This is a genomic window from Ruegeria atlantica, assembly GCF_001458195.1.
Lineage (GTDB): Bacteria > Pseudomonadota > Alphaproteobacteria > Rhodobacterales > Rhodobacteraceae > Ruegeria > Ruegeria atlantica.
Map to the genome: position 1 here is coordinate 38931 of NZ_CYPU01000049.1, position 11927 is coordinate 50857.

Sequence of the window (11927 nt, forward strand, 5' to 3'; positions counted from 1 at the left end):
TTTACTTATGACTTTTGGTCAGCTTGATATTTTTGTCACTCTTGCCGAAACGCGCGGGTTTACGGCTGCTGCATTGCGACTTGGGATAAGTCAGCCCGCAGTGTCTCATGCCCTCAAGAGTCTTGAGGATGAGCTTGGCATCACGCTTTTTAATCGCACCGTATCCCCAATCGAACTGACCCCGTTGGGCGAACGACTTCTATCCCGCGCACGCGAAATTCTTGGGCTAGCCGACGCTATGCATCAGGAGGCCTCGGAATATCGTGGAGTGCAAACCGGCAGACTGCGCATTGGGTCTTTTGGTGCAACGTCATCATTGCAGATATTGCCGCGCCTTCTCGAAGCATTTCATGCAGCCCATCCTGGTATCGAAGTGCTGATTGAAGAAGCCGCTGACGATGAGATTATCCGTTGGATCGAAGACCGGCGCATTGATCTTGGTTTTGTCGTGTTACCAGATGAACGCTTCCGGACCTGGCCTGTGGCACAGGACCAGTTTGTCGCCTTGGTTGCCGCTGACAGTACTTTGGCCAGGCAATCTTCAATCCGATTGGAGCAACTGTGCGAAATGCCATTCATCATGCCGGAATCTGGTTCTGCCCGGATCATTCGCCGTTTGTTCACGCAGGCCCGTCTTAGTCCAAATGTGCGGTACCGGACATCGCAGATGCTAAGTACGTTGACTATGGTGGCGCGCAACCAAGGCGTCTCGGTCGTGGCCGAGATGGCCTTGCCGCCAACGAATGGTAAAGAGGGCTGGGTCAGCAAACCGCTGAATTCAGTCAGGACACGAAAAATTGGTCTCGCGATGCATCCGCACGCAACGCCATCCCCTGCGGCGGTCGCTTTTGTTGAGGTCGTAGAAAAAAGTAGAGACGATTTTTGACGACGTGTACAAAAGAAAGAAGCGACGTCGCGATTTGAACTTTTGAGTTCAAATCGGATATTAGAAATCACTAAGTGGGCGGCAGCAATGCCCGCTTAAGGCCTTTCCACTGCGCCCGAAAACGTTCATTCAAGCTACGCACACTCGAACCTCAGCACGGCCACACCTCATGCCTCTTCCTACTCCCCAAGCCGTCGTCTTCGATATGGATGGCCTGTTGCTCGACACCGAGCGGGTATACTTCGAAGGCTTCCGCACCACGCTTGACGCACTCGGATTGCCGCAAGACGACGACCTGTTCCGGCGGCTAGTCGGCACGAACCGTGTGCTAGGACGCCGACTTTTGACCGAAGGGCTAGCGGGGCGCGTCAATCTGGAAGAGTTTGATGCCGTCTGGGACGCCGAAATCGCGCAACGGCTGGCGGATTACATCCCCGTCAAACCGGGTGCGCGCGCGATGGCAGAACACCTGCGCGAGCGGGATATACCTTACATCATTGCCACCAGCACCCAGACGAAAAAGGCGCATTTGCATCTCGAGCGAGCGGGTCTCGGCGCGCTTTTTCGCGACGTCGTAGGCGGCGATCAGGTCGCTGCCAGCAAGCCCGCACCAGATATCTACCTACATGCCACGGCACGTCTGGGTCACGATCCGTCAAACTGCGTTGCGTTCGAGGATTCGCCCAACGGCGTCCGCGCGGCCCACGCGGCGGGCCTCATAACGGTGCAGGTCCCCGATATCGTCGCCCCCGACGCCGAACTGCGTGCGCTCGGGCATCACATCGCCAGCAACATCATCGCCGGCGCCCACGAGGTTGGTCTGATGGTAGTTCCGGAATAGAAAGCTGACCTTCACGCAACTGCAGCGAACGCGCAGTTTGTCTGCGATCTGTGAATTCGCATGGCGAACGATCTTGCGAGCGCTGCGAAAGGCCGGTTTCTCTAATCACGAAAGTCAAAGTGCTCGGACTTCACGGGATTTGTTCTCGGAGAACTGTGGGCGTCCGCAAAGCGATACCAACGCTAGGTCGGCTTCGTAGCTCCCCGCAGTTACTTCAGATAGGTATTAAACCAATCAATGGTTCGGTCCCAAGCCAAGTTTGCCATTTCCTCATCGTAACGTGGCGTGCTGTCATTGTGAAAGCCGTGGTTGGCATTTTCGTAGATATAGGCTTCGTAAACCTTATCGTTGGCTTTTAGAGCAGTCTCAAAATCTGGCCAGCCCGCGTTGATGCGTTCGTCAAGCTCTCCCATTTGAATAAGCAACGGCGCCTGAATTTTGGCCACATCTTCGGCCGCTGGCTGGCGCCCGTAGAACGGGACACCAGCGGCCAGTTCGGGATAGGCCACGGCAATTGCGCTGACAACACCGCCGCCGTAGCAGAAACCAACAGCGCCGACCTTCCCAGTGCAATCATCCCGGTTCAACAAGTATTCGAACCCATTAAAGAAATCGTTCATCAACTCGACCCGGTCCACTGTCTTTTGCAGCTCGCGCCCATCGGCGTCATTGCCTGGGTATCCGCCCACCGACGTCAAGCCGTCTGGAGCCAGAGCCATGAACCCGGCTTTCGCCAATCTGCGCGCCACATCTTCGATGTAGGGATTCAAGCCGCGATTTTCGTGGATGACCAGCACTGCTGGCAGGGGCTCTTCAACGCCTGCAGGCCGAACAAGGTAGCCCCGAACGTCGCCGGTTCCATTTGGTGAAGGATAGGTGATGTAGTCTGCATGGATATCGGGATCGTTGAAGGATACCTGCTCGGCCAAAGCATAATTCGGGCTGAGCATGTTCAGCAACGCGACCGCAGATAAACCACCAACCGCGAACTTACCGGCGCGGTCCAGGAACTGGCGCTTGGTGATTTTGCCGTGCGCGTAAAAGTCGTACAGGTCCAGAAGTTCCTGGTCGAAGTCCTTTGCCGTCATGCGGGTCATAGTGAATCTCCTGATGAATAGGCAGTTCGAAGTGAGAGGTTGTCAGATCAAAGGGTCGTGGTTGGTTTGAGTTTTTCAGCGGGCTGTTAGGACACATCCATTGGCAGTTCTTTTTGTGCGTACTGTTCGCGCAGCACGTTCTTTTGGACCTTTCCCATTGTATTGCGCGGCAGGCCCGGGACGATTTCGTAGCGACGCGGATGTTTGAATCGCGACAGCTTGTCTCTGATGGTCACCGCGATCTGTTCCATGTCAAGTTGCGCGCTAGGCTCGGCAACCAGAGTGGCAATTATAGCTTCTCCAAATTCGGCGTCGGGAATGCCAAAAACTGCCGTTTCCAGGATGCCGTCGATGTCGTTCAAGACGTCTTCAATTTCTTTGGGGTAGACGTTGTAACCACCAGTGATGATCAGGTCTTTTGACCGACCAACGATCGACAGATAATCATCCTCGCTGCATTGACCCAGATCTCCGGTGATGAAGAACCCGTTCTCCCGCAACTCTTCGGCGGTTTTCTCGGGCATCTGCCAATAGCCTTGGAACACATTGGGCCCTCGTACTTCGATCATTCCAACCTCGCCCCGGGGCAGCGGTTCTCCAGTTTCAGGATTGGTAACGATCACCTCGGTGCCGGGAAGCGCCAAGCCGACAGTTCCTGCGCGACGCTCACCGTCATAGGGGTTCGAGGTGTTCATGTTTGTCTCAGTCATTCCATAGCGCTCAAGGATGCGGTGGCCGGTGCGCGTTTCGAACGCTAGGTGGGTCTCGGCTAGCAATGGGGCCGAACCAGAAATGAACAAACGCATGCTCCCTGTGACCTCTTTGGTGAAACCGTCATCCGCAAGCAATCTGGTGTAGAAAGTGGGGACACCCATTAGAAGGGTCGAGAGGGGCAACTCTTCCAAGATCATGCCAATGTCGAATTTTTCCATTAGCCGAACTTTGGCACCTGCGAGCAATGACGTATTCATCGCCACGAAAAGCCCATGTGTGTGAAAGATTGGCAACGCATGAAGCAGGCGATCGGCGCTGGTGATGGCCCACAATTCCACAAGAGCTTGGGCATTGGACAGCAGGTTTCGCTGACTTAGCATTGCACCCTTCGAACGGCCCGTAGTGCCTGATGTATATAGCAAAGCCGCAAGGTCGTCCGGTGCGCGATCCACGGTTTCGAATACGCAGGGTTGTGCGTCAGCCTCTACGCTTAGGCTTGGACTATCGCCGCCGAGGGTCAGTAGCTTTGCGCCCGATTGGGCTGCCAATTTTTTGATTTCAGCTTCATCGTTGCTGTCGCAAACGATCATCGCCGGTTGAGCATCAGAGATGAAGTAGTCCAACTCCGCCATGGTGTAGGCAGTGTTAAGTGGCAGGTAGACAGCACCTGCCTGAACCGAAGCAGCATAGAGCGCAATCGTATCAGCCAGCTTGGGGGCCTGCACGACGATGCGATCCCCAGGAGAAACTCCGCTGTTCTGCAAAACATGCGCGATCTGTGCGGCGCGCTTCAGAAACGCGTCATAGGAAACCACCTTTCCATCATCGAGTTGCAGGAATGGAGCCGTGTTGCCCTCGTGGCGGGCAAACAAGCTGTCGTAGAGTGTATTGGTCACGCTGTATTTTCCCTTGGTTTGATCGCAAGCGCCGCAGTTGAAGCCGCACGAACTGAACGCGAGGCTTGGATAGTGGCATGTGTCGCGAATTCTTCGTGGTGACGTTCTGTTTTGTTCAAGTCGTAAAGGTAGTTGACCATCGCGCCTCCGGACTGGGCGCGCCCGTTTGGCGTCGGATCTGCGTCGGCGTGCAGTTCATGAAGCTCAGCACCATTGCCCAGATGAAAGCGGGCCACGGGATCCAGCGGCATCCCGTCTTCGCGCTTCGCAAGCAACAAATACCGGGCGGCCATCGCGCGCACGTCCTGCGCTGAGGCCGTCGCTGCCAGTACGGCCTCGGCGGTATGACCGTGCTCTGGATGTTCTGTTTCGCTGGCCAGCCAACGGCTAAGCCCTGGTATAGGCGATAAGGTCACAAAAGTGTCGAGACCTCTAAGCTCTCGCGAAAGTTCGGTCACAACCTGTTTGATCAACAAGTTCCCAAAACTGATTCCTGCTAAACCCTTTTGGCAGTTTGAAATGGAGTAGAACGCCGCGACTTTTGCCTGCTCGGCTTCAATCGGTTCTCGAGCTTCAGACAAAAGCGTATCGATCGCGCCCGGGATTTCAGTTGTAAGGGCCACCTCGACAAAAATCAGCGGCTCATTGGGCATTGAAGGGTGGAAGAACGCAAAACAACGACGGTCAGGTGGGTAGAGCCTGCGCCTCAAGTCGTCCAGATCGTTGATCTGGTGAACCGCCTCATAGGCGACGATCTTGTCCAGAACGCGGGCAGGCGTATCCCAGCTGATTTGCTTGAGAACAAGAAAGCCTCGATTGAACCAGCTTCTCAACAAATGGACAAAATCAATATCGGTTCGCTTGAGTTCGGCATCAGATTTGAGAAATCGCAGTAGATCAACGCGCATAGCCACAAGTTCTTGCGTCGCACCAGACGGCTGGTTCAGCCGACGCAATAACTCTTGCCGCCTGGGTTCTGCAGATTCACTAAGCTTTTGATATAGATCGACACTTCGCTCATTGGCATAGAGGCGCGCCGTGTCAGCGAGTTTTTCTGCGTCTAACTCAAGCTGGTCATTCAAGTAGACAAAAAAGTCCAGTTTTCCCGCGTCATCCAGGGTCTGGTGGCGGTCAAGTATGGTGGACGCGAGCGTGAAGCCCGATACCTCACCTTCTGCGGACAAAAGCGCCTCGCAAAGTTCAGCAATGGATCGTTTGTCATCCTTGCCACGCCTTTTGTCAGGACGGTCCAGCAATTGGTTTAATAGATCGCCCAGAAACCAATTCCGTTGCATTTCAGGAATCCATCTGGCTGCTCAGGTACTCACCTGTTCGACGGTAGTGATTGATCAAGTGCTTGGTCGCGCTGTCTGCATCATGATCTAATGCAGCGTCCAGAATTTGCTGATGTTCGGCGGCGATATCCCGTTTTTTGTAGCTCGACCCGCCGGCTGCCAGATAGCGGTAGCGAATGTTCAGGTCGTAGAGCTGCGAACAATATCGCAGTAGCAACGGCAGTTTCGAATTGTCCAACAACGCCATGTGAAACGCTTTATGAGCGTCTTCAAAGTCGTGCGCCCCATTTTGGCCGGCCTTTTTCATATGGTGGTGACGCAAAACAAGCCGATCCTCCCAGGCCGCATCCGCGTTGGCGATGGAGGCACGCAACGCGGTTTCCTCGAGGTTGCAGCGCAACAGAAGAATTTCCTCGAAGTTACTCTTGCTCACGGGCGCAGCCCTAAATCCGCGCTGGTCAATCCGTTCAACCAACATGTCCGAGGTCAAAAGGCTCAGCGCCTCGCGAACTGGACTTGCGCCAGTGTTCAGAAGGCCGCGGAGTTGCTCGATCTTTAGTTTTTGTCCGGGCGGCAACTCGCCGGTCAGGATCATTTCGCGCAGCCTTCGATACGCGCCATGAGTGGCTGATGTTTCTCTGCCCTCGGTATCAAGCATGGCGTCCATATCCGACTGTTCCTTTTTGACGGCAAAAACTCATGAGTGCTCTTAACTGAGGGCGCTCGTGCCAGTCGATAGGCCAACTGAAAGGTTCAGCGATCCTTCGTTTATCATCCAGCGCCGAAGTACAAAGCTGCGCGCCCCGCTTTTGTGCATGGGGTCGCCCTCGGCCAACTTCCGCGCGGCTTCAAGACCGTCAGCGCGATAGATGATCAGGCCAACCCCTTGCATATGCTCACCGGTCTCATCCGACATCGGCCCAGCAAAAGCCAACTTTCCCGCGCGTTCAAGATCCGCCTGATACGCCAAGTGATCCGGAAGGGATGCTTTTACGTCTTCTGGCGCTTTGGTCGGTGTGCTGAGTGCAACATAAAGCTCCAGTGCCAGTGCGCCACGGCTTTTCGCTTCTGATTTATAATCTGCCCAAGCAACCATCGCGGATCTCCAAAAATATCGATATTATTTGACATATTGCAAAATAGTCGGCAAAAATCAAGCGAACTGACATGGATGGTGAAAATGAAATACCTGGTGGGAGAAACCTCGGAAGGCACTGCGGTCTTTGCTGTGAACGGTGAAAACGCAGTGAATTTAACGGCTTTGGACGCTACCGTCGGTTCCGATCTGATGGGTTTAATAGCCAAGCCTGAGCTGGCCGACTCACTGTCTGACAAAATCGCCGCCGCAGACAGTGTGCCTGTGCCGTCTATCACACCAGCATTGCCGGTGGTCGCGCCCGGCACGATCATTTGCATGGGTTTGAACTACACGGACCACATCAAGGAAGGGGGCTACGACATCCCCGAATATCCAACGCTGTTCATGCGCGGGAAAAACTCGATAATGGCGGCGGGGCAGCCCATGGTACGGCCTGCCTGTTCTGAGAAGCTAGACTACGAAGCCGAGCTTATGCTGATCGTTGGAAAAAGAGGTCGGCATATCTCGGAAGAGGACGCACTGGATTATGTCTTTGGCTACACCGTGTTCAACGACGGGTCGCTGCGGGACTATCAGCGCAAAACCGTTCAATGGACGCCTGGCAAAAACTTCGATGATACGGGAGCGATCGGTCCTTTCACCGTAACGCCGGACGAACTGCCCGAAGGGGCGTCCGGTCTGAAGATCGAAAGCCGCGTGGGCGATGAAATCCTGCAAAGCTCGAACACTGCCAACATGATCTGGGGCGTTCGTCAGGTCATTGCGACGATTTCGGAATACACCACTCTGGAGCCCGGAGACCTGATTGCGTTGGGCACACCACCGGGTGTCGGTCACGCCAAAAAGCCCAATCCACGTTGGCTGAAGCCGGGTGAAACCGTCGAAGTCGAAATTGAAGGCATCGGAATCTGCGCCAGCCCGATCATCGACGAAAAAGACGCCAAGTCCAAGGTGGCCGCAGCATGAGCGCACCAACCGGAGCAGAGCTGGAGGCACTTCGCGCCAAGGCGCAGCAAGATCACCGCGATCTGCGCGGGCGCATTCCACGCTTGTCGGATGACGCGATCGCCTTGATCCTGCGAGAATCCAGATCGCACTACGCGTGGACTGACAAGCCTGTTTCCGACGACCTACTTGAAGAGATCTACGACATCACGATCAATGGCGCGACCAGCATGAACACGTTGCCCGCGCGCTTTATTTTCGTGAAAAGCACTGAAGGCAAAGAACGGCTTGCCAAGTCGCTAAAGCCGAAAAACGTGCCAAAGATGATGGATGCACCCGTCACGGCGATCATTGCCTACGACTTGGACTTTTGGAAGGAGCTGCCGTTTCTTTTCCCACACGAAGACCGTCGGCCCTTGTTTGAAAACAAACCCGAATACGTAGCGGACACGGCCTTTCGAAACGGCACTCTGCAGGGCGCTTACTTCATGATTGCGGCCCGGGCTGTCGGGTTGGACGTCGGTGCCATGTCAGGCTTTTCGAACAAGATTGTCGACGAGGAGTTCTTCGCGGGCACGACGCTCAAGTCCAATTTTCTTTGTAATTTGGGCTACGCAGACGAGACCGGTTTGTTCCAGAAGCTTCCACGTTTTCCATTCGAAAAGGTTTGCTCGTATGCATGAAGAGGTAACACCGTGGCCATGAAAGTAAAACCTGTCGTGACTTACCGAACGACAGCTCAATGCCCGACACATGCGCGTACCGAGATCCCAATTCGCGACCTTGATGTGGTTGTCGACGAACCCGTCGAACGCGGCGGAACAAATCTTGGCCCGTCTCCGACCGAAACCGCAATGGCAGCCTTGATCGCCTGTACGAACGTCATCGGGCACAAGAATGCACACCGGTTGGGAGTAGATCTTGGCACGGTGACAATCGACGCGAAATGCAGGCTGGATCGGCGCGGTGTCCTGATGGAGGAGGAGATCGATGTTCCGTTTCCGGAAATCGAGCTCACCGTGAAGTGTGACACGCCCGCCAGTCAGGAGGAGCTGACACGGGTGGGCGAAGAGACAGCCAAGTATTGCGCCATCGCAAAACTATTTGAAGCGGCAGGCACGGACCTGACCGTCAACTGGGTCAAAACAAACCAATAAAGACAAAAGGCCCGACTTTCTGGGAGGAGAGAAATGAAAATCTGGACCAAACGCAGCCTTATCGGAGCTGCTCTGGCAAGCGTCATGGCGCTGCCCGCCGCAGCAGAGGAAACTATTTCTGCCGTTGTCATCGATGGTTACCCGGACCGGGCATTATGGGTGAAGGAGTTCACCAATTTCTTCATTCCGGAAGTGGACAAGCGACTGGCCGACTCCGGCAACTACAAGATGAACTGGCAGGAGAACTATGGCGGTTCGATCGTAAAGCCGAAAGGCGTTCTGGAAGGGATTCAGCTTGGCCTTGGCGACATAGGTATCGTGACAACGATCTTCCATTCCTCTAAGCTGCCTAGCCAGGGTATTTCAGGATCGACACCCTTTGTGGCATCGGATTCTCGTGCGGTGGCCAAGGCGGTGGATGAAATCGCACGCGAATACCCGGCGATGCAGAACGAGTTTGCCGCACAGAACCAGGTGTATCTGGCCACAGGTGTTGTTTTGGACACTTATCAGATTTTCTGCACGGAACCGGTTGCTTCCGTTTCGGACCTAGAGGGTCGCAAGATTGCCGGTGCCGGCCTTAACTTGCGGTATCTCGAAGGCATCAAGGATGCGGCAGGTGTGCGCGGTGGGCTGACCGATTTCTACAACATGCTTCAGACGGGTCTGGTTGATTGTGGAATGCTGTGGCCCGAAGCGGCGAAGACGTTCAAGATCGCTGAAGTTGCCCCGTATATGCTCAAGGCCGATCTGGGTGCTGTGAACTCAAAAACCATCACGGTTAATGCAGACTATTGGGCAAGCCTGCCGGACGATGTCAAAGAGGTGTTGACGGCGGTTGCCATCGATTACCGTGACCATGTCGCCGGCATCGCGATGGACCGCGCCGCTGCTTCGCGGGATGCGTATGTTGAAGCGGGTGGAACAATCGTTGAGGTTTCGGACGAAGACCGTGCCGCTTGGGCAAACGCCATGCCGAATGTCGCGCAGGAATGGGCCGCGACGCTGAATGACAACGGCGAACAAGGAACGGAAATGCTGGCCGCCTACCTTGGCAAGCTTCAAGACGCCGGTTTCACCGGAGTGCGTGACTGGACAGCCGAATAGCTGTCCGGCGATCCACGAAAGGGGCCTTTCATGCTGAAGACCGCAGTTGCTGGCCTGTCGCGGGTCGCCAATTCACTTGCAATCGCCGCCAACGCTTTGGGTACGCTCGTCGTCCTGGCGTTGGTGGTTGTTCTAAATGTCGACGTTATTGCACGTGGCCTGTTTTCAGCCCCATTGCGTGGCACTTATGAGATGGTGCAATTCTCGGTCGTAATGATCGTTTTTCTGCAGTTGGCAGACGTGGTCAGAGTTGACCGGCTAACACGCTCGGACGGGTTCCTGAATCTGCTGCACCATCGTCGCCCGGGGCTAACAGCCAATCTGAGGCGCATCATCAATGCCATCTCGGCGATCTTCATGGCATTGATTGCCTATGTGACATTTCCTGAATTCCTACACATGTGGCAGACGCAGGACTACTTCGGAGTGCCCGGTCTTTTCACATTGCCATGGTGGCCGGTCAAACTAGTTATCGCGTGCGGTACTGCGCTTGCCTGCGTGATCTTGCTGCTCAAGGTCGTCACGGCGCAGGACCGTCCGCAACTTATTCGCACCCCTGAACATGACGAGGCCGCAGAATGACGCCGATTGAGATTGGCCTGATCTCGGTCGTTGCCATTGTTTTCCTGATTTATGCGGGCGTCTACATTCCCATCGCCTTGGGCGTCGTCTCGTTCGTGTCGATCTGGCTGATGCGGGACAACTTCACGCTAGCGCTGAATCTGCTGAAAGTGGCGGTCGGCGACAGCGCGATGGAATATAGCTTCGCGACTATCCCGCTGTTTACCTTCATGGGGCTCATCGTTTCAAAGGCCGGGTTAGGCAGGGACATCTACGAAGTCATGACCATGCGGTTTCGCAAGGTCAAAGGCGGCATTGGAATGGCCACGGTCGGAGCCAACGCCGTCTTTGCCGCCGTGACCGGGTCGTCCATTGCATCCGCATCGGTGTTCACCAAAGTTTCGGTGCCGCAGATGATGGCGCAGGAGTACAACCCACGCTTTGCTGTTGGCGTGGTGGCCGGGTCCTCGGTTCTGGGTATGATCATCCCGCCTTCCGCGATGCTGATCATCTATTCCTTTGTCGCCGAACAATCGGTGGGGGACATGTTCCTGGCGGGGATTATTCCGGGGATCATGCTGGCGATCGCCTATGTCGGCGCGATCTGGGCCATGGGCCGTTTCACGCCAGTATTCGTGGGCGGCCGTGTCGTCGATGACACCGAATGGATGTCCGGGCGCGAGATTGCGTCCAAAACGCTACCAACACTGTGCATCATCACTATCGTTCTTGGCGGGATCTACACCGGCTGGCTTACTGCGGTCGAGGCAGGAGCAGCCGGTGCCTTCGTGGCGTTGATCATCGCTGTCCTACGTAGATCAATGTCCCCAAAAGCGTTCTGGGACGCGTTGCTGGAAACCGGTCATATCACAGCGGCGATCTTGTTCCTGATCACTGCAGCGTCAATTTATAGCCGCATGCTGGGACTGGCGGGGCTGCCCAACCAGTTGCAGGACCTGCTTGCGGGGAATTCCGCGTCCTTCTGGTCGATTATGCTCCTGTACGTCCTTTTGATGCTGTTTTTGGGAACACTGCTGGATACGGCTTCGATCATCCTGATCGTTGTCCCGCTGTTCCTGCCTATGGCCGAAGCGCTGGATATGTCGCTGATCTGGTTTGGTATCATCACCGTGGTCGGCGCCGAAATCGGGCTTTTGACCCCGCCACTAGGCATATCTTGCTTCGTCATCAAATCGACAATCAATGACGACCGCATCTCTCTGAAGGACGTGTTTATGGGCGCGCTGCCCTTCGCCTTTGTAATGCTAATCGTTCTGTTCATTCTGATCGAGTTCCCGATCCTCAGCCTTGCCCTGATTTAAGGAGGCC

13 protein-coding genes are annotated in these 11927 nt (G+C 55.2%); 8 read left to right on the top strand and 5 right to left on the bottom strand.

From position 1 onward, the window contains the following. The first annotated feature begins 7 nt into the window (after positions 1–7). Both RUA4292_RS15145 and RUA4292_RS15150 read left to right on the top strand, forming a co-directional pair. Positions 8–886: a LysR family transcriptional regulator gene (locus RUA4292_RS15145; RefSeq protein ID WP_058278359.1), complete on the top strand. Its 879-nt coding sequence runs from the start codon at positions 8–10 to the stop codon at positions 884–886. 169 nt (positions 887–1055) lie between these two features. Next, a complete protein-coding gene (locus tag RUA4292_RS15150) occupies positions 1056–1727 on the top strand; it encodes an HAD family hydrolase (protein ID WP_082637137.1) in 672 nt (223 codons plus the stop codon). A 209-nt stretch (positions 1728–1936) separates the two neighbouring features. Here the strand turns inward: RUA4292_RS15150 and yghX are convergent, their stop codons facing one another. From yghX to RUA4292_RS15175, 5 genes are all read right to left on the bottom strand, one after another. Continuing rightward, entirely contained in the window at positions 1937–2824 is an 888-nt protein-coding gene (gene yghX, locus RUA4292_RS15155; RefSeq protein ID WP_058278361.1) for a YghX family hydrolase, read from the bottom strand. Between the two features lie 86 nt (positions 2825–2910). Next, entirely contained in the window at positions 2911–4434 is a 1524-nt protein-coding gene (locus tag RUA4292_RS15160; protein ID WP_058278362.1) for a malonate--CoA ligase, read from the bottom strand. After that, on the bottom strand, positions 4431–5729 hold the full coding sequence (locus tag RUA4292_RS15165; RefSeq protein WP_058278363.1) for a malonyl-CoA decarboxylase: 1299 nt from the start codon (positions 5727–5729) through the stop codon (positions 4431–4433). Before RUA4292_RS15165 ends, RUA4292_RS15160 begins: the two co-directional genes overlap by 4 nt. 1 nt (position 5730) lies before the next feature. After that, positions 5731–6387: a GntR family transcriptional regulator gene (locus tag RUA4292_RS15170; protein ID WP_233493460.1), complete on the bottom strand. Its 657-nt coding sequence runs from the start codon at positions 6385–6387 to the stop codon at positions 5731–5733. Positions 6388–6438: 51 nt separating this feature from the next. After that, the gene (locus tag RUA4292_RS15175; RefSeq protein WP_058273385.1) at positions 6439–6825 is read right to left on the bottom strand and encodes a YciI family protein; all 387 of its coding nucleotides are present in this window, start codon (positions 6823–6825) and stop codon (positions 6439–6441) included. A gap of 84 nt (positions 6826–6909) precedes the next feature. Here RUA4292_RS15175 and RUA4292_RS15180 point away from each other — a divergent pair, with 84 nt between their 5' ends. Genes RUA4292_RS15180 through RUA4292_RS15205 form a run of 6 tightly spaced genes read left to right on the top strand, consistent with a single transcriptional unit; the run spans position 6910 to position 11920 of the window. After that, positions 6910–7794 (top strand): fumarylacetoacetate hydrolase family protein, encoded by an 885-nt coding sequence (locus RUA4292_RS15180; RefSeq protein WP_058278471.1) that lies wholly within the window; start codon positions 6910–6912, stop codon positions 7792–7794. Then, positions 7791–8456, top strand: coding sequence for a malonic semialdehyde reductase (locus RUA4292_RS15185; RefSeq protein ID WP_082637138.1), 666 nt, complete (start codon positions 7791–7793; stop codon positions 8454–8456). Before RUA4292_RS15180 ends, RUA4292_RS15185 begins: the two co-directional genes overlap by 4 nt. Positions 8457–8474: 18 nt before the next feature. Further along, positions 8475–8930: an OsmC family protein gene (locus RUA4292_RS15190; RefSeq protein ID WP_058278365.1), complete on the top strand. Its 456-nt coding sequence runs from the start codon at positions 8475–8477 to the stop codon at positions 8928–8930. Between the two features lie 33 nt (positions 8931–8963). Then, the gene (locus tag RUA4292_RS15195; protein ID WP_058278366.1) at positions 8964–10037 is read left to right on the top strand and encodes a C4-dicarboxylate TRAP transporter substrate-binding protein; all 1074 of its coding nucleotides are present in this window, start codon (positions 8964–8966) and stop codon (positions 10035–10037) included. Between the two features lie 30 nt (positions 10038–10067). Next, a complete protein-coding gene (locus tag RUA4292_RS15200) occupies positions 10068–10619 on the top strand; it encodes a TRAP transporter small permease (RefSeq protein WP_058278367.1) in 552 nt (183 codons plus the stop codon). Next, positions 10616–11920, top strand: a complete 1305-nt coding sequence (locus RUA4292_RS15205; protein ID WP_058278368.1) for a TRAP transporter large permease — start codon at positions 10616–10618, stop codon at positions 11918–11920. The genes RUA4292_RS15200 and RUA4292_RS15205 overlap by 4 nt, the downstream gene beginning before the upstream one ends. Positions 11921–11927: the final 7 nt, after the last annotated feature.